This is a genomic window from Allobosea sp. P1_A7 (assembly GCF_056406775.1).
This window is the reverse complement of sequence record NZ_JBFTZN010000546.1, coordinates 1-1,578: the sequence shown is the minus strand read 5'-3', so window position 1 is coordinate 1,578 and position 1,578 is coordinate 1. Positions and strand designations below refer to the sequence as shown.

The 1,578-nt window shown below is 62.7% G+C and carries 1 protein-coding gene; it reads left to right on the top strand.

Annotated elements, in window-relative coordinates; all coding sequences use genetic code 11:
- The first annotated feature begins 61 nt into the window (after positions 1-61).
- The gene (locus AC1D34_RS37455) at positions 62-1,222 is read left to right on the top strand and encodes an IS110 family RNA-guided transposase (protein ID WP_476827015.1); all 1,161 of its coding nucleotides are present in this window, start codon (positions 62-64) and stop codon (positions 1,220-1,222) included.
- Positions 1,223-1,578: the final 356 nt, after the last annotated feature.

Here is a 1,578-nt window from a genome sequence, read left to right as displayed (position 1 = left end):
GCTATGGGCGGCGCAACGAGGCCGGTACCATCGTTGCCGCAATCAGCGATGGAGCACCTTTATGGCACACAGCATCGATGCGAGCAGATGTTCGATTYCRCTYGATCAAGGCGCGACCCTGGTCGCCGTGATCGAGATGGGCCAGGCGAGTTGGTTGGTCGCCGGCCTCGTCCCAGGCGTGGAGCGCCAGCCATTGAAGAAGCTGCCCGTCGATCAGCACGGCCTGCTGCAATTGCTGCATCGCTGGCGAGTGGAGGCCGAACGAAACGGGCGCCCGATCCAGCGGATCGTCGTAGCCTTTGAGGCCGGGCGCGAYGGCTTCTGGCTCGCCCGATGGTTGCGAGCCCACAATGTCGAGGCTTATGTCATCCATGCCTCCAGCGTCCCCGTTTCTCGCGAGCATCACCGCGCCAAGACGGATCGGCTGGACACTGAGTTGCTCAAGCGCGCCTTCCTCGGATGGCTGCGCGGCGAGCCGAACCACTGCAGCATGGCGGCAATCCCGTCGCAGGATGATGAAGATGCTCGCCGACCGAGCCGCGAACGGGAAGCCCTCGTAAGCGAGTGCACGCGCATCGTGAACCGGATCAAGAGCAATCTCGCGCGTCTCGGCATTCGCGGGTTCAAGGTCACTCTCAGGCGGGTGGCGGATCGGCTCGAAACCCTGCGAACTCCGGAAGGCACCGCAGTACCGGTCAACACAATGGCAGAGATGAAGCGGGCATTCGCTCGCCTGGAGAGCCTCAAACAGCAGATCAAGGAGATTGAAACTGTCCGCGTGACTCATCTCGAACAGACGAGCGACACGGACCGCGGCACCATGGTGCGGCAGCTGATACAGGTTGTCGGCATTGGCGTAGAAAGCGCCGATATGCTGGTACAGGAGGTGTTCTTGCGCCCACTCAGAGATCGCAAGGCGGTGGCGCGCTATGCCGGACTGACCGGCGCTCCTGACGAAAGCGGTCAGAAACGCCGTGAGCGAGGGCTTGCCAAGGGAGGCAATGCTCGCGTGCGTCGAGCGATGATCCAGCTGGCGTGGGGCCACCTGGTGCACCAGCAGAATAGTCCGTTGGCCGCTTGGTACAGGAAACGCACGGCCGACGCTCGCGGTGGCACACGCAAGACAATGGTCGTGGCCTTGGCGCGCAAGTTGCTCATCGCGCTCTGGCGGCTCGCGACAAGTGGTGTYGTGCCMGAAGGTATGGCGCTGCGCGCTGCATGAGTTCTCTGGTCCGTAACGGGACCGGARAACCGCGGTCACCTTCGGRCTGACTGCGGATAACGAGCCGAGGTGGTGGTAACCCGATAGTGGACTTGGCCTTTGCGCCGCGGCTTAGAATGGGCCCGCCGCCTCGGAACTTCGCCGTCGATGCGCATGACTGCATCATGGTCGCGATCCTCCAGGATCGACCGAATACAAGTTTGTGGCGCCGAACCGCGCCAAAATGGCGAGTTCCCCTCGGATCGTTTGGATGTGAGCGCCTGCACTCATCTACGGCCTTCGCCGCGCGGAGCGGCGAAGCTGTTGACGTCCACCCGTACGTGAAAACGAACGAAAACGAACCGCGTCTCAAAGCC